This is a genomic window from Chryseobacterium sp. CBTAP 102 (assembly GCF_003201365.1).
GTDB classification, from domain to species: Bacteria; Bacteroidota; Bacteroidia; order Flavobacteriales; family Weeksellaceae; genus Chryseobacterium; species Chryseobacterium candidae.
This window is the reverse complement of the sequence record NZ_QICX01000004.1, coordinates 1-20,018: the sequence shown is the minus strand read 5'-3', so window position 1 is coordinate 20,018 and position 20,018 is coordinate 1. Positions and strand designations below refer to the sequence as shown.

The following is a 20,018-nucleotide window of genomic DNA, read 5'->3' as shown; positions in this document are numbered from 1 at the left end:
AAATAACTTCATGCTTCATTCTTCCAGCTTTCCGCAAAATAAAACCGCTTCTGAATTTTCAGAAGCGGTTTTATTTATTATTTCTTCGTTTTAGAAACCTGTTCTATCAATGTGTATTTGATTGAAGAAGCATCAGCGGGCGGATTTTCAATTTTTTCTGTTTTTACTTTTAAAACATATTCATATCCCGGCTCATAGGTGAAACCTTCAATATTGCTATAGAAATTCGTCCAGCTTTCAGACGCATTTTCTTTTACCTGCATACATTTCATACGGCCTGCTCCGGCAGAACAATCTACGGTTTGTGGTCCTACAATAAGTGTTTTTGCATTGGCTGCCATTGCTGTTTTTTTCGTTTTGGAAACCTGTTTTACCAAAGTGTATTTTATGGAAGATCCATCAGCGGGCGGATTTTCAATTTTTTCTGTTTTTACTTTTAAAACATATTCATACCCCGGTTCATAAGTAAATCCTTCGATATTGCTGTAGAAATTCGTCCAGTTCCCGGAAACATTTTCTTTTACCTGCAGACATTTCATAGGAGCTACTCCTGTACAATCTGCTGTCTGTGGTCCTACGATGAATGTTTTTTCATCACCTGCGGATGCATTGGCTGTGGTTGTACATTGTGTCATGGCAAATAACGCTAATGCGGGTGCTGCTCCTTTTAGAATTGTTGCTATACTTTTCATAAACTTGATTTTTCCCCATACCTCGCAATTACCATGCCGAAAAAAAATCCCGAATTTGTAGTACTTCTGCTATTGTTTTTTACTTTTTTAATCATTTAATTTGAATTTCTTAAACACTAACCACAATATAATTCTTATAATAAATATGGATAATCAAATGCAAGTTGAAAATTACAGGATTCAAAAACCTGAAATATGGGCAGGAAATATCGGGGATGAGGAAATAAAAAGCCGAATCAAAGATTCCGAATTTGCCAGAAGACAAATTGATGAAGGACGTGATTACTGCTATTTTTTAGACAAAAAATACTATACAAGCAATACGGAAAACAGTGAGTATGTCTGCATGGCCTATACGCTGAACGAGCCTGGAAACCTTGAAAGAGCTTCTGTTTCTGATGTCATTGTAGAGGAAAATGAAGTCTATCAGATTCACAGAATCAGTGTGTTGAGAGATGGTGTACTGATCGATAAGATTCCGGACACAAAAATTAAAGTTCTTGACAGTGAAAACCAAAGCAGTGGAGGAGTGCTGAGCAGTAATAAAAAAATCAATATTACCATCAAAGATCTGAGGCTGTATGATGTTCTGATCTTAGAAGATTCAAGGATTAAAGAATTTACAGACCGTGATTTTCTGAGAAAGGAATTTTCAAAATATGTCTGGGTAAGTCCTGATAATTATTGGGCTTATGGAAGTTTTAAATTCACTTTTATCAACGATCGCGAACAGACTATTGCCTATAAAAAAACATTTTTCAGAGATGAACAGGGAAATGTTCTGGAACCGGAAATCAATCATCTGAAAAAAGGAGAAAGATTTGTCATTGAAGAAGAAAACTATATCAATCCTGTGGATTCCGGACGTGAAATTTTTCCTTATATAGACTTTGCTACAGAAAACAGCTGGAAAGATCTTTCCAACTATATTGTACCGTTCTATGAGGAGATTTTTAACAAATCTTCTTTACAGGATTTCGCTCCAAACCTTGTTGAAAAACTGGATGCCATTGCTGATCAGGATGAAAAGCTGCAGTTTGCCATAGAATATGTACAGAATCATATCTATTACATCTTCAATGCCGATGAAATGAATGGTCATAAGCCACAGGAACCATCAGTAACCTATGAAAACAAACAGGGAGACTGTAAGGCAAAGTCGGTTTTATTGAAAGTGATCCTTGATTATATAGGAGTAGATGCATCTGTAGTGCTGGTAAATTTTAATACGGATTATTATATTAAATACTATCTGCCATCATTGTTAAGTTTCAATCATGTTGTCCTAAAAGTGAATTATAAAGGTGAAGAATATTTCATTGATGCTACCATCCGTGATGAATTCGGATTGATTGAAAACAGAGGGTTTATTTATTTTATGCATTATCTGGAAGTGAAAAAAGATCAGGTACTTCAGGTAAGAAAATCTTATAAATTTCCTTATTTCTGCATTAATGAAAAGGTGGATTTAAATGCACAGGGCAATACCGGAAAACTTACTCTGTCAACTACTTACAAAGGAAACAGAGCCAATGCTATGAGAAGGTATTTTAAGAGTACCAATAAAAGAGAAATCATAGACAGCTGGAACAGCTTCCTTTTCTATGCGCTTAATTATTCGGGTGACCGTAATGGTACAGATGTCCGAAACGTATTCAAAGATGCCGCTATTGATGTAGTAAGTGATGATAAAAGACTGAATGAAGTAAAGATCCAATATACCGCAACCATTGAGAATCCTTATTTTGCAGATCCACAGAAAAACCGTTTTCTGATGTATTTTGACCGAAATGTGGTGAAGGCGGGAGCAAGAGATTTTATTCATAAAGATTTACCTTTCTGGCATAATTTCGACAGTGAGAAATATGAAATCAATTTGCAGACGGATCAGAAAATTGATACTGAAGAAAAATATACAGTACAGGAAAGTACTATATCCAATCCTTATTTTGACTATAAAAGCCGGAAAAAAGTACACAAAAATGGAGCAAGTGTGTCTATTGAGTACAATCCTCTGATCAATATTGAAATTCCGCAAAGTGAGTTTGAACAGTTCAGAACAGATCATCATACCATTGCCGACAGTAATTTCGGACTGGGAATTGATATTATTGAGCCGGGACTTATGAATATGCTTAAATTCAGCTTTAAGAAGAAATTTAAATAGAATATCTTAAGTTCAAAGTTTAAGGTTTCGGGTTTTGGCGGGCGGCGAAGCCGCCCGCCAAAACCCGAAACCCTCATTATTCGTTTACAATCAAAAAACACAAATTTCATTATGCATAAGATATTTTTTCTTGCTCCTTTTACAGCTGTTTCTCTTGTCAGTGCTCAAAATTTAACCCAAGAGAACGTTACAGGATTCTGGAAACTAAAGGAAGCCGGATTTTATGAAGATCAAAAGAAAGTGGTAAAAGAATTTGATAACTGCCGTTTAATGAGGAATTATGCGATCAGGGAAGATGGTTTTGCTATTTATAACTATATAGAAGGAAAATCTGGCGATTGCAGGCCTTCAGAACCGAGGCTTTCTTTTTGGAGGATTGTAGACAACAGAATTCAGTTTTATGTGGATGACCAGAATATTCTTGAAGAAGTGGAAGTAACGATAAATAAAGATCATACAATAACCTTTTCCAGCTATATTCCTGAACAGAAAAAATTAAATGGAGATGCTTTCTCTGAAAAAATAGCCAACACGGTTCACTATGATATTCTTGAAAAACAATTTTGATTATAAATGTAAAATTTTTGATGTATGAATTATGTAACGGTTATCTATCTCGTGAATCTGATATTGTATGCCATGTATTTCTTTGGAAGAGCAGGTAGTGAAGTTGAGGTATCAGGAATGGATTATGCTGTTTCCGGAACTTTATCTCTCTTTCTGATCTTCGCAGGATATCTGAATGCAAAGAAAAGGATGATCTACAGAACCGTTCTGTGGATGTTTTTTGTGAATGTTTTCTTATTCGTTTGTTCCGGTTTGTTTGATCAGTTTGGAAACGATTTTAATATTCTTTCTACAGGTAACAGTGACAGTTTTCTTTTTACATTGGCACTTATTGTTTATAACGGTTATCTTTTTCCTCTAACGGTTATTCTTGAGGGATCGGGTTTGTCATTAATAATACCTGTAGTATTATCATTTATCTTGCCTTCATTGGGATATTTAATAGGGAAGAGGATGTATACAAATAATCAAAATCCCACTGAATTATAATCATTGCGAACCGAAGGTGAAGCAATCTCAATATTATTCATAAAGCTGCTAGTTGGAAAACGCAATGATGCAGGAATTTTACAAACTATATGTTTTTAAGACACAAAGATTTTATCTCCGATAAAATTGTACTTCTTTAAAAATGACACAGAGATTTCACCAGCATTTTTGTCATTCCGGGCAGAGCAAGGAATCTAAACTTTAATATCCTTTACAACTCTTGGAAACCAGGCAGATATTATTAAAAAAAATCCGCATAATCTGCATAATCTAAGAGGGAAAATAATATCATCACCTGCTGAAAATCTCGTATTAAGCGCAGTAGAAATGTTCTTTCTCTTTAAAAAATATACGGAATGTAAAAAACTCTTATACTTTTGCGTTTTCCAAAACTAAAAAAAGAATCAGAAAGTTTTAAAGTTATTCCTGATTTTGAGGCTGGTTATTGGAGGTAAAGAATTTCTGCTTCCCGATTAATAGTTCAAAAAACAGTCTGAAGTCCGAAATTAAAGACCATAAAGGATATTTAAAAGTAGCCGGTTTGTTTTTCTCAATCACAGCATGACTGAACCAGGCAAATCCATAGCCTACAATCGGGATATACCAAAGAAATCTTTCTTTTCCGGAACTGATGACATACCATATAACGAAAAATACGAGAAACGTTCCGATAAAATGAAAAATACGGGTACCTGTTTTACTGTGTTCAGTAAGATAAAACTGATAAAACTCTCTGTATGTTTTGATTCTTTCAGCCATGGCGGTTAGTTTATGGGTTCTTAATGAAGCTAAAGCAATAATTCTGCCGATTTTTATCAGAGGGTAAAAAATAAAAAAGGCAAAATTGCAAATCAGTTTCTCCATCAGAGTAACCTTTCTGCCATTTTGCCTTTTCGCAATTTTGTTTATTGCTTATTTAACTCTTCTTTAGTTCTTTTCCAAGCTTGCTGTTTTTGTATCCGTAGCAGAAATAAATAACCATACCGATCAGGAACCACATTCCAAACCAGAACCAGTTCTCATGGCTCATTCCCGTAAGAAGATACAGACATGAACTTAATCCAATCAATGGAATTAATGATAGATTCTTGATAAAAGCTACAACACATAGAATCAGGTTGATGATAATAAAGAAGAAAATAGAAGCTCTGAATTCTCCTTCATTAGGATCTGACCAGTTCATCAGATTGTCAAAAAACTCCGGCTGCCATTTGTAGAAAGCCAGTAAGCCACCGATGAAAATAACCGGGAAAATAATTTTACCATTCACATAAGGAAGGTGAAATCTGCCTTTGATTTTTTCCTTGGCAGGAAGTAGAAGTACTCCCGCGCATACCAGTACAAAAGCGAAAATAGTTCCGATACTTGTAAAATCAAGGATAAAAGTTTTATCTGTAAACAGGATAGGAATACCTACTACAATTCCGGTAACCACAGTTGCATAGGAAGGTGTTTTATACTTTGGATGTACCTTTTGGAATCTTGCAGGCATCAGTCCGTCACGGCTCATAGCGTACCAGATTCTCGGCTGTCCCATCTGGAAAACCAATAATACGGTTGTAATAGCTACAATGGCAACGAAGGAAACCACAAGTTCCATCCAGGCTACATTGGCATTTGTTTTTTCAAATATGAATGAAAGAGGATCTCCTACACCATCAAATTTCTTGTAATCTACCATCCCTGTTAATACCAGTGTCAAAGCGATATAGATTACCGTACACAGGACAAGAGAAATAATCATTCCTTTTGGCAGGGTCTTTTGCGGATCTTTGGTCTCTTCAGAAAGTACACTTAAGGCATCAAATCCGATATAGGCAAAGAATACTCCGGATACGGCGCTCATTACCCCGGCAAAACCATTCGGCATAAAGGATGGAGTTCCGGTTGCAGGACTTACAGGAGTCCAGTTGTCAGTATTAATATAAGCAAAACCGACAAGAATAACCAATATAATGACCCCAAGCTTTAAGATAACCAGAGAGTTGTTGAAGTTTTTACTTTCTTTTACTCCCACATAACAAAGCCATGTGATTAAACCGTTAATAACCAATGCCGGAATATCTACAATGAATTTCAAACTTCCAATCAATGGTGCTGTTTTCCATGCATTTAACAGTTCTTTGTTTTCTGAACCATATTGAACGGCTTTCCTTGCTTCAGTATAGCTGCAGGTCAGATAATCAGGAATATGCATTCCGAGGCGTCCTAAGAAACTCGTAAAATAATCCGACCACGAAAAGGCTACGTAAATATTCCCGAAAGAATATTCCATGATCAGAGCCCATCCGATTACCCAGGCAATCAGTTCCCCAAAACTGGCATAAGCATACGTGTAGGCAGAACCTGCAGTAGGAATTCTGCTGGCAAATTCAGCGTAGCATAAAGCGGTAAAGCCACAGGCAAAACCGCAAATCAAATATAGTAGGATAACACCGGGACCGCCTCTGAAAACGGCTTCTCCCAAACTGCTGAAACTCCCAGCTCCTATAATAGCCGCGATACCAAAGAATACAATGTCCCATACACCCAAGACTCTTAAAAGCCCCGTTGAAGTATCTGTATCTGAATAGATTTTTCTTCTAAAAAGTTGACTCATTCAATAACTATATTTGATTTGAAAAAAAGCAAATGTAATGATTTTTTATTTTGATGTTAACAGTTGTTAAGAACATTTGGGTAAAAATACTCAAACAAAAAGTTTTAGTCTCTATAAACAGGGATTTCCACAAAGCTGTCGTTTTTCATTATTCTTCGCATAGCTGGCTCTTACAATATGAGTTGACAGAAGAGAGGACTTCCCATCCGGCAAAATCTGGTACAGATAAGTATCCGTGTCAAAATCTTTTTTTCAGCAAGAGAAACCAGTGAATTTTTATAATCCTGAGCGACCATCTGCAAACGGAAAAGATTATCCATAAGGTCAACCGTGTTTTCAGGTTTATACTTTGCGGACTGAAGTTGGGAAATCACTTGCCGGGCAAGTACGGGTATCTGCTCTTCCAATATAAGAGAGTCATTTACAGCTTTCTTTGGGAAGTAAAATTTTTGTGCCTGCAGAAGGTTTACAAAAATTAATGCTAAAAGAATCTTAAATTTCATAAGATGGTGTGTTTATGGTATGTTTTTAGCTGCTTTTGAAAAAGTATCAAATTAACGTATGTTTTTGATAACTGTTTATTAAAATTGTTTACATTTTATCAAACGAAAGTAGTAAATTTTATCATTGTACAGTGAGAAAATTTTCATTGTTATGAAATAAGTATTAACATCCATTAACGCTGTTAAAACTTGCTTAAACAATAAGTTTTTAATATTTTCGTTACCTTATTTAGACTAATTTTCTTATATTAAGAAGAATGAAATCAAAAAAAATACTTTTAGCGGCTGCTGTAATTTATTTCGGAATCTCCGATGCTCAACAGTCTCAATATTTTACCCAGAAAGAAAATTACAGGTTCAATCTAGCCGAAAATCTTTATCAGACCAAAATATACAATGCTTCCCAATACGAATATGCAAGACAATACTTCTACAATCAGAATTTGTCCCGTTCAAAAAAGGAAGCTGCGCAGTTTTTTGATAATGTGATTGGTGTGATTCTTCAGAAAAATCATGCTGAAGAAGGATTAACGGCTTTCATGAAAGAATATCCTGATTCTGCTTATTTTGCTCAGGCTAATCTTCCGCTGGCTGATTATTATTTAGCAAAAAAAGACTTTGACAAAGCACTGGAAACACTTAAGAAAGTGAATCAGTATCAGCTTTCAAAAGAGGAAAATACCCAGTATATTCTGAAGCTTGGATATGCAAAATTCATGATGGGTGATTCCAAAGGAGCTACTGATGCCCTTGAAGAAGCTTATAAAACAGCAGACCAGTCTCAAAAAGGAGATATTGCTTATATGTTGGGGCATTTATATTACAGCAACAGGCAAAATGATAAAGCGTTCCAGTATTTTGATTCTATTAAAGATCAGGATAAATTCTCAAAGCTTGTTCGTCCTTATTATGTACAGATGTACTATAATGATAAGAATTACAATCAGGCTATTACAGAAGGAACAGCTTTGTTAAACGAAAATATTTCAGATTCTTATAAAGCAGAAGTACATAAGATCATCGGGGAGAGTTATTTCATGAAGAATGATTACAGCTCTGCTTACCCACATTTGAAAGATTATCTGAGTGTACAGCAGAATCCATCCGAAAACGATTTGTATGAGATGGGATTTGTGGCAGCACAGCTTAAAAAATACGATGAAGCGGTTTCTTATTACAACCAGCTTCTCAACAGTAATTCTGCTTTAGCACAAAATGCTTACTACCAGTTAGGAAATGCTTATCTGGCTGTAGATAAAAAGCAGGAAGCGCTTTCTGCATTCCGTTCTTCTTACCAGATGGATTATGATGTAAAAGTGAAAAAGCTGGCTCATGAACAGTACGCTAAATTAAGTTACGATATCGGTAACCCGTTTGAAAGTCCTTCGGCGGTGATCCAAAGTTATATCAACGAAAATCAGAATGGTGCCAATGCCACAGAAATGAGATCATTATTGGTGAAATCGTATCTGTATTCCGGAAACTATAAAGAAACGCTGAATGCTATTGACAGGCTGCAGAGTTCTACTCCTGAGATCAACAAAGTAGATCAGGAGGTTTCTTATTTATTAGGGACTGAAGAGTTCAACAAAGGAAATTATGATGAAGCTGAGAAATATTTCTTAAGAAGTCTTGGCTTTAACATCAATAAAGAATTCAACAGCAGAGCTTTATACTGGCTGGCACAGGTATATTACCAGAAAGGAAATTATCCGTCTGCTATTGTTCGATATGAAAAGCTTCTTACTGAAAGCTTCCCTGAAAAACAACAGCTGCCTTACGATTTGGGATATGCCTATTTCAAATCTAAGAAATTTGATCAGGCAGAAACGTACTTCAAACAATATCTTGCCAATCCGAAACCGGAGTTTAAAAACGATGCAGAACTTCGTCTTGCAGATATCCATTATGCCAACAATGATCTGAACGAGGCAATCGCTATCTATGATAAAAATGAAGATGCTACGGATTATACTTTGTATCAGAAAGCAATGGCTTTAGGATTCAAAGGAGATACTCAGGCAAAGATTACTAACCTTAAAAACCTTTTATCCAAATATCCGGACTCTGAATATTACGATGATGCTCAATATGAAATAGGAACAGCATATGCTGCTCAGGATGATTTTGCCAATTCCAATGATTATTTCGGAAAAGTAATTAAAGGTTCTTCTGACAAAGATCTGATCGCGAATGCTTCTATCTACAGAGCGCAGAATTATATTGATCAGAATCAGAATGAAAAAGCACTTTCCGAATTGAAATCTTTGGGCGAGCAGTATAAAAATACAGCTTATGCCCAGAAAGTGGTGCAGGCGGCAAAACCGATCTTCACGAAAAACGGAGATGTTTCAGGATATGAAACTTTCGCAAGAAATATAGGGGTAGATGTAGATGCTGCTGAAATTGATGAGATCAACTTATCTACAGGTAAGCAGTTGTTTGCTAAGAAAGATTATAAAAATGCCATTTCTTACTACGAAAAGTATCTGACACAGAACCCTACAGGTGAAGGATTGTATCAGGCGAAATATGAATTGGGAGAAAGTTACTATCAGACAAATAATTCAACCAAAGCTTTACTTGTTCTTCAGGAAGTGGCTGGAATTCAGAATGATTACCAGGATGACGCACAAACCCGTTTAGCTCAGATCTTTATTGCACAAGGCAATACTGCGGAAGCGAAAAAGTATCTTGAAGGCATTAAAAACTCTTCCAACATCAGCATTAAAAACTATGCGAATGTAGAGCTGATGAAACTGTACGCACAAGAAAATAATTTCTCTGAAGCTGAAAAATTAGCCAACGCAGTTATTGCGAATTCTAAAAACTCAGCGGCCGTTATTGAAACTGCGAAAGTAATCAAAGCAAGAAGTCTGATGAACTCAGGAAAAGATAAAGATGCACAGGCAGCTTATGCTTCTCTTGAAAAATCATCCAATACTTCGGTAGCAGCGGAAGCTTTGTATGCTAAAGCCTATTATCAGAACAAAGGAAAGGCATTTAAGTCTTCTAATGAAACGATCTTCAAGCTGGCTAATAACTATGCTTCGGAAGAATTCTGGGGAGCAAAAGCCCTTGTATTGATGGCGAAAAACTATATCGGTCTGAAGGATAACTATCAGGCAAGTTATACCTGCGATCAGATCATTGCGAACTACAAAGATTTCCCTGAGATCGTAGCAGAAGCTAAAGAAGTTAAAAAACTGATTAAGAAATAATACATGAAGGTGTTTAAAATTGCCCTATATTCTTTTTTGATTTCTACTTCTCTCTGGAGCTGCATTCCGTCGTATATTGCATATCCAAGGGAGTATAACCATGCAAAAGCTGATTTCAAAAAGCAAAAAGCTTTTGTAGTGAACAAGGATCTTGAGGAAGAATTTAAAATTTTAAAACATTCCGACATTTATGAAATTGTAGAAGACAGCAGTTATGCGGCTAAAATAACACTGCACCCGATGAAAACCTATACTCCTCATTGTGGAAACCCAATGATTGGAAGTATGCTTACCGTCGGATTACTGCCTTCCGGATTTCCGTATACTATTTCCTACAGTTATGATATTGCTGAGAACAATACAGCGAAAAATTATCAATACAAATTACAAGTTTATCAAAGCCTTTGGCTGTTTAATATATTCAGACTGGGGAGAACTTTTTCAAAACAGTCGGGCAAAGCTTTATTGGGCAGTTATATGGCTTCCAGTAAATAAAAACCCGTTATATATTTTTTTCAAATAAAGAAAATATGAACAAGAAGATTCAAATATTATCCATATTATTTTTAGGAATTTCGTCAGTGGCGTTTTCCCAGATCAAGGAGGAAAAACTGGTTCTTAACAAAAAGAGGGAACCGGAAGTGAAGAAGATCGAGAAGAAGAAGACTTCTGTGGAAACCATTAAAAATTATCCGCCGGAAGAGAAATCACAGACTCCTGTGAAATATACCATCACGGATGTTCCTGCTGTTTCAGACTTCAAAACGTCAACCATTCAGGGAGAAGATGTAGCTCCAAAATTTGACGGAACCGCTCAGAATAACTATTTCCAGTTCGGAATGGGTAATTACGGGAAAGTTCTGGTAGACGGAAATGTTTCAAAAACCCTTGAAAATAAGCTTGAAGTAGGAGCAGATGTTCACATTCTTTCCACCAATGGTCTTAAAAAAGATTACGATTGGAAATCCGGACAGACTTCAGCCAATGTTGGTGCTTTCTTAAACTCTTACGGAGAAAAGGGGAAGTTCAACCTTAACGCTGAATATGGCTTAGACAGCTATAATTACTACGGAATTTATGCCATGCAGCCTACCGGAGAGCTTGATCTGAAGCAAAAGGTCAATCAGTTTAAAGTAAACGGGTACTATGATTTTTACTCCAATGAAATCTTAAATGATGTAAGAGTAAAATCATCATTCCTGAAAGATCATTTTGATGCTTCAGAAAACCAGGTTTCCATTCTTGCTAACTTCTCCAAGCATGCTGTTGAATTAGGAAAATCTGGAATCAATCTGAATGCTGATCTGGGAGTAGGGTTAGATGCTGTGAAGACAGACTTTGCAATCAGAGATAAAAATTCTTCCAATTTCTTCAATACTAATCTGACTCCGAAAGTGACGTTCAGAAAAGGAGACTCTTATTTGATGCTGGGTTCTTCATTCTCTTTCCTGAATGCTAAGAATTCCAACGATCAGATGGAACAAGTGAAAAACAATAAGACCTACTGGTTTCCACAGGCAGAATTTCAGTTTGCTGCAGCTAATGAATTTAAATTCTATGGAGGGGTAGACGGTGGTCTGAAGCTGAATACGTATGGAGATATGTTACAGACCAATCCATTTATTCTTTCTGACCAGTTTTTAAAGCCTACAGAGACGAAATATCATTTTTATGTAGGATTGAGAGGGGACATTGATGAAACGCTGAAATATGACTTCTCTGCAGGGTACGGAAAAATGAGAGATATTATGTTCTTTAAGGCTAACGGTCTTTTCGATAACAATTCTGTTAATCGTTCTGCGTACAATTTCGCCAATACATTCTCTGCGGTTTATGATGACGGTAATGTAAGCGATATCAAAGGAAGTGTACAGTATTTCCCATTGGCCAACCTTATTATCGATGGAGAATTAAGGTTCACAAAGTACGATCTGAAGACTTACGACAATATTTATAACGTTCCTTTGTTCAATGCGAGCATCGGAGCTAAATATACGATGCTTGACAAGAAATTATTGCTTGGATTCAAAGGGATCTTTGCAAGTGACAGAACTACAAACTCTTATGCAATTGAAGCATTAGGCGCTCCGAACGTAATTTATCAGTCTACGGAGAATACAAATGATAAAGTTGGCGGGTATGCTGATTTAAATCTTTCCGCAGAGTATAAAATTCACAAAAATTTCAGTATTTTCGCACTCGGAAATAATCTTCTGAGTTCAAAATACCAGACGTACAAAGGCTACAAAGTCTTAGGTGCACAGATTCTGGGAGGCGTGAAAATTACTTTCTAAAACATAAAAGGCAATGATGATAAGTAATCAGGTATTACTCATTACTTATCATTTATTACTTATCAATACGGCTGCATAGTTTAATGGATAGAACTTCGGATTTCGGCTCCGACAGTGAGGGTTCGAATCCTTCTGCGGTCACAAAGCTCCTTTTTAGGAGCTTTTTTATTATATCACCTCGAGAATAGTCTTTTCGTCTGATGAAACAGATACTTTTACAAAACCACTAAATTCATCTTCAATTGCGTTTTGTATTATTAATGCTAAATCTTTCTCTTGATGTATATGTGATAAAATATCAAACTCATGAGTTATTGTTTTTAATTGTTAAGAAGCCAATATACAGACAGTTTGAACTGATCTATCTTACGGTTTCCCGTAGAGTGATAGCAATAAGTGATTTTACATACCACATCACTGGTTTGTGAAATTTTTTTTACGTATCTTTAAATTGTTCGATTTATTTTTAATTTCGGATTATATGTATTCAACCTCCTGCTGTAATGGGAGGTTTTTATTTAAAATATACCACAAAATGGCAGATTTCTTTAAACAGTGATATTATTGGCATAAGCGTTGTTAATGATAATAGAAGTTTTTAAGGTAAATTTTATTTAACACCGAATCATTTAACTTATAATTCATTTTTTACTTTCTCCTCCTGGTTCGCCGGGAGGTTTTTGTTTGTATCCTATAAAAACCAATTTTTAAAATTTATCGTATATCAAGATGCAGCTCATTTTTTTGAGTTTTCATGGTTATTAGTTTTTATCCCCGGAATTATCTGGGGATTTTTTGTGGGGGGCAAATTCTGTCTTATAAAGGATTTTAGTTTATTGTAGAAAGATTTATATGAAATATATTAATATTTATTATCATATTTGATTAAAAATATATCTGATTTTGTAAAACGGAACGGTGAATTGTACATATGGTTCTGGAAACTTTTTTTGTATACTGCGAGAGGTTTGTGAACTATGAACTCAACGGAATTGAACCTGATAATAGGCGATGGAGAAAAGGGCGTTGTGTCATGGAAATACGGTTGAAGTTTTATAGTAAATGATCGGTAAGAATGTAACTGATTTTTTGAGAAAATCAAACAGAATTGATGAGTCACAGTGATTCCTTATTCAGAAAGAAAATCCATTTCCAAAAAGAGAATATTTAGCAGTGACAAAATGGATATTAAAGAGTTTAAAAGATTGATTTCCGGAATGACTGAACAACTGGCACATCAACTCCGCCAGGAAAGATCGTTATCTGCTATGGTAGTTGTGAATATCAGATATGCCAATTTTGATACAGAAACGAAATAATGTTATGTAGCCTATACATCTGCAGATCATCCATAACTTTTCATTTATATTTCACTATTTACAGAATTATGTAGTTTTAAAACTACATAGATAGGATGCAATACTACATATATGGTAATTTATTTTTACACAGTAAGCTTATTTTTTTGTTTTCTCTGTTTTAAATTTGCACTATCAAAATGAATGAGTTTAATTCTTGAAAACAAGAGAACCATTAATTCAGTAATAAAAATGCAAATAGAAGAAAAGTAAAATATATTTAAACTCTTAAAAAATAGTAACAGAAGCCATCCGTAGAACACTACATCTATCTAAAATTACACGGCCTTTATAAAGATTTTAATTCCACTTTTTTGTTTATTCTTAAACAAAGAATCTAGTTTTTTCTTATTCCATTTCAACATAAAGGTGTGTTGATCAGTTTTGTGCTGGTATTGGCCAGGTTTAATTGGATTTACTTAACAGTCCTATATTTTTCACTTCAAAAGTTTAAACACTAAAATTAAAGCAATGAAAAAAAATTTAACAACTTTATTAACTGCAGCCCTATTGGTAGCCTCTTCTGGCATTTTTGCACAGAAAACAGGGGTAGGGATTAACACTACAGCACCTAATTCCACATTGGATGTCAATGGAAAACTAGGAAATACTGATATTGACGGACTTCAGGCACCAAGACTTACCCGCGCACAGCTTTCTGCTAAAGGAGATACTCTTTACGGAACCAATCAAAAAGGAACATTGATATACATAACAGATATTTCAGCTGGTGATAATACAGGACCCAGGCTTAATATCGACAGTATTGGGTATTACTATTTTGATGGTACAGCATGGCAAAAACTGATCTATAATAATATTTATAATGCAGATGGTACTCTTACCAATACCAGAACGGTTACTCAGGATGGAAAGGATCTGATATTCGTGAATCAACAAACTACAACCATTAATAATAGTGCCGGCGTTGGTATAGTGCAGGATTCTGGTATAGGAACAAGATCTTCAATGGGGTTTTCCAATAACGGAAATTATTCTTTATTTATCTATTGTGATACCAATTCGGCAGCACAGATGCTAGCTACCGGAAAAAGTACATCCCTTTCTTTAGGAACCAGCAGTACACATGTTCCTACCGGAATAGATTTTATAACAACATCGGCTGGAGATGCTTTAGGCCAGGTACGAATGCATATTTCGCCAGCAGGGAATATTAGAGCAATTAATAATCTGGCAGTAGGGCATGGTACGGAACCTGCTTTTGGTTCAGAAAAATTAAATGTAAACGGAAGTATTAAAACTGCTACAGCTACTTATCCTGATTATGTATTTGAAGAATATTATACTGGGAAATCTTTACTGAATTCTAAATATAAATTTTTGAATATTTATGATACTGAAAAATTTATCAAAGAGAACAATCATTTACCTGGTGTAACTTCTATTAATGATTTAGCAAAAACGGAAAATGGCCTTTATTCATTTAATTTATCAGAGCTTTCAACCCAGACTCTGGAGAAGGTAGAAGAACTTTATTTGCATGTTATAAAGCAGCAAGCACAGATTGACTCTCAAAGAGGACAAATTAATGAACTAATTAACCTGACCCAACAATTACAAAAGAAAACTAAATGAAAAAAACATTTGTAACAATTGCTATAATAACTTTACTATTCTGATAGAATACAGGATATTAAAAAAAACGGAATACCTATTCCGTTTTTTTTATACCCTCAATGTTATTCCTCAGCAGGTCTTTTTTGACAAACCTTAATATTGGGCGCTTATCTAGGCTTATGTATCTTGTTTTTATCTCCTAACCTTACCAGATCAACGGTGTTTTTAATATTCAGTTTTTTATAAATTCTCGATTTGTAAGTACTTACAGTAGAAAGATGAAGATTTAACTCATTCGATATTTCAATATTTCCATAACCTTTAGCCAGCAGATCAAATATTTCCTTTTCTCTTTCGGATAAAGTTTCCAGTGGATTAATGGGAGTATCTTTTTTAGCTGATAAAACCAGCTTTTTTACAATATCCTGAGAGTAATACGTTCCGGTTTCAAATATTTGCTGAACTGCCTCAAGGATATTGTTTTCATCCGATAGTTTATTAATATATCCATCAGCTCCCTCAATGATATACTGTACAGCAATATCATCGTCATATACTGAAAAAACAAGGATTTTGAGATTGGGTTGTATTATTTTTATTTCATCAATCATATTCAAATATTTGCTTTCCGGCATATTGATATCTAAGATGAGCAGGTCAAACAACTCTGCGCATAGTTTTTCTGTGAGTTCAGTATAGGATTCTGCACAGGAAATTGTTACATCTTTGTAGTGAGATTCAAGAATTAGGGTAGTACCTAATCTTACCACGAAGTGATCATCTGCAATAATAATTTTTCTAGTCATTTTTTGTTTTTTAATTTAATTCATATTATCGTTCCGTTGGGTGTATTATTTTTAAATTCAATTTTACCATTGATCCTCATGAGAAGCTGTAGAATAATAGGCAGTCCTAAACTGTGTTTTTGTAAAATAAGTTTTTCATAATAGGTCATTTGTTCTTTGTTTATTCATTTCCGTGTATCTTTTAGCTTCAGAAAAAATTCCTGCTATCTTCAATAGTAGAAAGTTCTATGATTCCATTAGTGGTGTTTTTAACCACATTGTCTATGAGATTATGGATAGTAACAGCAAACATTTTTTGATTGTTTTTTGTGCGAGTTGGATCTTTAATATTGTTGATAATAAGAGGATTTTGCTCTTTAGCTGTAACCTTAGAAAAAGCTTTTTTAGCTTCTATTACCTCATAAATGTTATAAATTTCAGCGTATTCCTTTAGTGGTTTCATAAAATTGTAAAAATCTACAGAAGATGTGTAGAAACTTTCGAAATATTTCTTTTGTATGCAATGATCATGTTCGTCAGTTTCATAGAGCTTTTGTGCTGTAATGGATAATTTTATGGGAGTAATAGTAATAATATCATGACATATTGTCTCCAATATTTTTTTCTGCCGCAAACTCTCTTTTCGGAACTGTTCCTTGGTATATTCATGTTTTGAAAATGTTTTTGATATTTTCCGGCTTCTTATTGCAATAATTTCTTCAAGTTCCTTTATGTGGACTATTTTTTTATCAAAATAAATGAAGACGTCTTTATGATCTGTTTTTTCCTGAGTTCCATTTTCTACAAATAATCCATACAACTTGATTTCATGTAATGCTGTTTTTGTGCAATTGTTCTGATGATTTACAGTGCTTACATTTCTTTTGCTAAGTAAAACAATGGTTTCTGTATAAGCCGTAAAATCATAAATAGAATCTTTTTCAATATTTCCAAAAAATGCAGAAAACCTCTTATTTTTAAGCTTAAAATGATTATAGGTTACAAAATTATTTCCATCATGGCGTACTAAGCCGCTTTCCGTACTCAGCCATATAAATCCGTATTTATCTTTAATGATATCTTTTACACTATTCTTGGGAAGTCCATTATCTGTGTCATACCATACAGAAGCTGCTTCTTGGCTATAGCAAAGTTGTATCCATAATAGGAATAGCAATATGAATGCTTTAAAAGACATTGGTATAAATTAAAGTAGTTGATGCATTTGTGTTTACTCCGTTCAATTAATATAAATGTAGTAAAAATTATTCATTGTTTAAAGAATTAAATGACATTTATAAACTACATGCGGTTAGATTAAAAATGACAACGTTAGTAATGTATCTTTACAGTAATTATTTTATGTTTTGTCAATGTTATCAGATATTTGCAGTATGAAATTATTACTTTCTTTTAGTGATTTAAGTTTATCATTTATTCATGTAATTTAAAGTAAAATTTTAATTTTATTTCACTTATTTGTGATTTTAATTCGCTTGTTTAATTAAAACAGCAAGTTTATATGATTAAATTTTGGGTTAGAATAAATTGATCCTAAATAAAGAAAAGATGAACAGTAAGTATATAAGTATGAAGAAGAATGGGTATGATTAAGATCGCAAAAAGCACACTACATATACCAGACTGTATTTTTTGCACAAACCGGAAGTATAGGGATCAATATAATATTATTTCTAAAAACATTCCGTATAAACAGACAGTCACCTGTTAGAGATCTGCCGATTATTGCTGCTAAACTTCTAGAGTTGCTGCCATAAATGCAGAAAAATTTAAACCCTTTGATCCAAACGATTTTATTGTACGCAAGTTTGATAGTGTAGAATTGTTATATGGACTAGAAAATGTACATCAGGACAAAATCTTACCAACCCGGTTTTTATACAAAATTGAAGGGTACAGTCCAAAGGATATAGTTATTAGATGAATTAAGATTTTTAATTACAGTTTCGAATTCGTAGCATGACACTTTCCGCCATTTGGTTTTAAAAATATACAGATAGGATATAAATAAGAATAGAAAATTTTAATAATTGAATGTTAATGAAAATAAATAATAAAAAAAGAGTAAGTCAATATATGATTTCTCAGTTAATTATATTGGCGTTGCTTTTATTGACTATTACTATTCACATGTATTTGGGGTACAATTCAGTTTTAGTAATTTTATTCGTAATAGCATTACTTGTATATGGACGGTTAAAAAACCAGTTTATATTCGAATATGAGAATTCAGGACATGTGATTTCCATTAAAAGTTATCAATGGTTTTCAGGTGGGAAAAAATATCAGGTCTTTGAAATGCCACAAAAAAAAATTGTAAGGATAGAAATAAAGGAAAGGACTTTTCGTAAATATTTAATAATTCTTTTTTCAAATTCTTCAGGCAGGATATTAAGAAGAAATATTGATATTACTTTTTGTAGTGAGAATGAAACTCAGCAGCTTTTAGGAGATATATCCAACAATTTAGTAAAAGAAAAATCAGGAACTTATTTCTTATAAAAGTAAAAGATTTTGCTTTTTGAATACAGATAAATTTTGAAAACGGAAAATTTCAAAGATATTCATATTGGTGCTTTGGTATATGAGCATGTAAATGAACAAGATATTGATATGAGCAGAATTTGTAGATTATTACATTCAACAGAAAATGAGATGCTGGAAATGTATTCTATGATATCATTGGATGTGGATATACTTCTAAAATGATCAAAACTATTGAGATATGATTTTTTTTCTCTATCCCACCCATTTTATCCTGTACCCTCCGGTCGCCAGACACAATAAAAATGAAGGGAGGTCAAAACTACCTCAGTTCCGGAAAAGTTTATAAACAAAGGAAATGATAGACTATATACTGAAGATCTTGAAAGATAAAAAGAAGACTCCTGTAGAAATCATGGATCATTACAGGATTCCCAAATCAACATTGAATAAATGGAAAAGCAAGAACAGATAATAAATACAGGACCTGATTATAAAAGGATTTATCACGATTTTATAGAGTCTAAATGCCCGGATAAATTGAAATATGTAAAGCGATATCTATCAAAAGAAATAATGTCTTTATCTGATATTTTGAAAGTTAATAATATTATATTTTATGATAGATTATCTGAAAATCAAAAATTCAAATCCTATGATAAACAAACTATTTTTGAAATTCTTGATTATCAAAAGAGGTATAAATTAAGTAATAGTCAGTTAGCCAGACATTTTAAATTAAGCAGAAATACCATTGCAAAGTGGAAGCGTATATTTTAAACGAATTATATTAGGTAGATTTACCTTGTTTTTATCTAAGTTTTAAACAGTATCTCCAGCAATATTTATTATTAATTTCCACGGCATGGAAAAAATTAATAGCTTTAGTACTCTTATTTACAGACATTAAATTTACAGGTAATATGTTTGACTTCAAACATTCCTTTTTTAAAACTTAATAAGATTAATGATTAAATATTACATAGAAATTGTAGCGATTCCTAAAAATTGAAAAATGCAAAACTTAGAAGACACTATCCCACAAAGTGTGTAAGTTAAAAAGTCAGGGCTTGGATTTTATAATCTGAGCCTTTCTTCAAAAATAAGCATAAACTGGTTAAGAACAATACCCCAATTTTGAATTGGCATTGTCCATTTTTTAGTAGCTTCTTTTAAAGCGAGATACACTGATTTCATGACGGCATCATCTGTAGGAAAAGACATTTTGTTTTTGGTGTATTTTCTGATTTTTCCGTTGAG

16 protein-coding genes, 1 tRNA gene and 1 pseudogene are annotated in these 20,018 nt (G+C 33.9%); 11 read left to right on the top strand and 7 right to left on the bottom strand.

All coding sequences use genetic code 11. The annotated features are described in order from the left end of the window. Positions 1–77: 77 nt before the first annotated feature. Entirely contained in the window at positions 78–692 is a 615-nt protein-coding gene (locus C8D70_RS21030) for a DUF4377 domain-containing protein (RefSeq protein WP_228407997.1), read from the bottom strand. Positions 693–849: 157 nt separating this feature from the next. Here C8D70_RS21030 and C8D70_RS06900 point away from each other — a divergent pair, with 157 nt between their 5' ends. From C8D70_RS06900 to C8D70_RS06890, 3 genes are all read left to right on the top strand, one after another. Continuing rightward, positions 850–2,859, top strand: a complete 2,010-nt coding sequence (locus C8D70_RS06900) for a hypothetical protein (RefSeq protein ID WP_410493706.1) — start codon at positions 850–852, stop codon at positions 2,857–2,859. 111 nt (positions 2,860–2,970) lie between these two features. Beyond that, positions 2,971–3,426 carry a lipocalin family protein gene (locus C8D70_RS06895; protein WP_110366834.1) on the top strand — a complete coding sequence of 152 codons (456 nt, stop codon included), beginning with the start codon at positions 2,971–2,973 and terminating at the stop codon, positions 3,424–3,426. 24 nt (positions 3,427–3,450) lie between these two features. Then, the gene (locus C8D70_RS06890) at positions 3,451–3,915 is read left to right on the top strand and encodes a hypothetical protein (protein ID WP_110366833.1); all 465 of its coding nucleotides are present in this window, start codon (positions 3,451–3,453) and stop codon (positions 3,913–3,915) included. A 420-nt stretch (positions 3,916–4,335) separates the two neighbouring features. Here C8D70_RS06890 and C8D70_RS06885 read toward each other — a convergent pair whose 3' ends face one another. The 3 genes from C8D70_RS06885 to C8D70_RS06875 all read right to left on the bottom strand — a co-directional run bounded on the left by C8D70_RS06885 (position 4,336) and on the right by C8D70_RS06875 (position 7,017). Continuing rightward, positions 4,336–4,674, bottom strand: a complete 339-nt coding sequence (locus tag C8D70_RS06885; RefSeq protein ID WP_062675236.1) for a DUF962 domain-containing protein — start codon at positions 4,672–4,674, stop codon at positions 4,336–4,338. A 157-nt stretch (positions 4,675–4,831) separates the two neighbouring features. Next, positions 4,832–6,514: an APC family permease gene (locus tag C8D70_RS06880; protein WP_076597921.1), complete on the bottom strand. Its 1,683-nt coding sequence runs from the start codon at positions 6,512–6,514 to the stop codon at positions 4,832–4,834. A 170-nt stretch (positions 6,515–6,684) separates the two neighbouring features. Continuing rightward, positions 6,685–7,017, bottom strand: coding sequence for a hypothetical protein (locus tag C8D70_RS06875; RefSeq protein WP_181416101.1), 333 nt, complete (start codon positions 7,015–7,017; stop codon positions 6,685–6,687). Positions 7,018–7,274: 257 nt separating this feature from the next. Here C8D70_RS06875 and C8D70_RS06870 point away from each other — a divergent pair, with 257 nt between their 5' ends. The 6 genes from C8D70_RS06870 (at position 7,275) to C8D70_RS06845 (ending at position 15,486) form a co-directional block, all read left to right on the top strand. Continuing rightward, the gene (locus tag C8D70_RS06870) at positions 7,275–10,238 is read left to right on the top strand and encodes a tetratricopeptide repeat protein (protein ID WP_110366832.1); all 2,964 of its coding nucleotides are present in this window, start codon (positions 7,275–7,277) and stop codon (positions 10,236–10,238) included. A 3-nt stretch (positions 10,239–10,241) separates the two neighbouring features. Then, entirely contained in the window at positions 10,242–10,733 is a 492-nt protein-coding gene (locus C8D70_RS06865) for a hypothetical protein (protein WP_110366831.1), read from the top strand. A 35-nt stretch (positions 10,734–10,768) separates the two neighbouring features. Further along, complete coding sequence (locus C8D70_RS06860) at positions 10,769–12,532, top strand: TonB-dependent receptor (RefSeq protein WP_110366830.1); 1,764 nt, start codon at positions 10,769–10,771, stop codon at positions 12,530–12,532. A 69-nt stretch (positions 12,533–12,601) separates the two neighbouring features. Continuing rightward, positions 12,602–12,673 (top strand) — tRNA-Arg (locus tag C8D70_RS06855). A 1,040-nt stretch (positions 12,674–13,713) separates the two neighbouring features. Next, positions 13,714–13,851 (top strand): hypothetical protein, encoded by a 138-nt coding sequence (locus tag C8D70_RS21025; RefSeq protein ID WP_262509782.1) that lies wholly within the window; start codon positions 13,714–13,716, stop codon positions 13,849–13,851. A gap of 510 nt (positions 13,852–14,361) precedes the next feature. Further along, positions 14,362–15,486 (top strand): hypothetical protein, encoded by a 1,125-nt coding sequence (locus C8D70_RS06845; protein WP_110366829.1) that lies wholly within the window; start codon positions 14,362–14,364, stop codon positions 15,484–15,486. A gap of 149 nt (positions 15,487–15,635) precedes the next feature. Here C8D70_RS06845 and C8D70_RS06840 read toward each other — a convergent pair whose 3' ends face one another. Together C8D70_RS06840 and C8D70_RS06835 are read right to left on the bottom strand one after the other, a co-directional pair. Then, positions 15,636–16,274 carry a response regulator transcription factor gene (locus C8D70_RS06840; protein WP_076597927.1) on the bottom strand — a complete coding sequence of 213 codons (639 nt, stop codon included), beginning with the start codon at positions 16,272–16,274 and terminating at the stop codon, positions 15,636–15,638. A 187-nt stretch (positions 16,275–16,461) separates the two neighbouring features. Then, positions 16,462–17,451 (bottom strand): hypothetical protein, encoded by a 990-nt coding sequence (locus C8D70_RS06835; protein ID WP_110366828.1) that lies wholly within the window; start codon positions 17,449–17,451, stop codon positions 16,462–16,464. A gap of 863 nt (positions 17,452–18,314) precedes the next feature. Here C8D70_RS06835 and C8D70_RS06830 point away from each other — a divergent pair. Both C8D70_RS06830 and C8D70_RS06820 read left to right on the top strand, forming a co-directional pair. Continuing rightward, positions 18,315–18,776 (top strand): hypothetical protein, encoded by a 462-nt coding sequence (locus C8D70_RS06830; RefSeq protein ID WP_110366827.1) that lies wholly within the window; start codon positions 18,315–18,317, stop codon positions 18,774–18,776. 435 nt (positions 18,777–19,211) lie between these two features. Then, positions 19,212–19,538 (top strand): transposase, encoded by a 327-nt coding sequence (locus tag C8D70_RS06820; RefSeq protein ID WP_076597930.1) that lies wholly within the window; start codon positions 19,212–19,214, stop codon positions 19,536–19,538. A gap of 297 nt (positions 19,539–19,835) precedes the next feature. On the opposite strand, the pseudogene C8D70_RS06815 reads toward C8D70_RS06820, so the two are convergent. After that, positions 19,836–20,018, bottom strand: a pseudogene (locus tag C8D70_RS06815) (IS256 family transposase); the annotation flags it as partial.